Origin of the sequence: Paenibacillus allorhizosphaerae (genome assembly GCF_042659105.1) — a bacterium.
Classification (GTDB): domain Bacteria; phylum Bacillota; class Bacilli; order Paenibacillales; family NBRC-103111; genus Paenibacillus_G; species Paenibacillus_G allorhizosphaerae.
Genome location: NZ_JBHSRV010000080.1, coordinates 1 through 553 on the forward strand (window position 1 = coordinate 1; position 553 = coordinate 553).

Below are 553 nucleotides of genomic sequence, written 5' to 3' on the forward strand. Positions count from 1 at the left end.
CCTGATTTGCTTAAGTATTTTTGCGTTTATTATATATCCCATTTTTTTTGATGATACGATCGGTCCATTTAATGTAAACGATATTTCTGCTGACGAATCAGATATTAAAATTGCAACAGATTTAAGCATAGGTAAGGGGACTCGCCTTTTGAAGACAATAACCCAAGAAAATCAAATCTATTCTTTATTTGAAGTAGACCCAGAAGGAGAGTTTGGGATCGCGACATTTACGCCTATAGGAAAGAAGGACAGGTTCAAATTCAAGTCGGCAAGCTATTCTAGTAACCCGATTCAAATGATAATAAATGGGAACGAAAGTGTTGTAGTTGGGGTAAGAAAGGGAACCCAAATGCATAAGTTGATAGTTATGAGAGCTCGAGAATCTGTTGAGAAAAGCATGACATCGGAACAAGATTTTCTAGAATTATTAAAGTTCCACTCTTCTCAATTAACCGATGAAATAACGGTTGTTGGCTATGATAGAGCGGGAAGCGAGAAAGCAAGAACAACAATTAAGACTGGAACTCAATAATATTGATTAGGCTAAGCTAGC

Annotated in this window: 1 protein-coding gene; it reads left to right on the forward strand. The window is 36.5% G+C overall.

Translation table 11 applies throughout. The features are described 5' to 3' along the window. Positions 1–532: hypothetical protein (locus ACFQI7_RS37895; protein WP_377518657.1), on the forward strand; the 532-nt coding region annotated here is incomplete at its 5' end. Positions 533–553 lie beyond the last annotated feature (21 nt).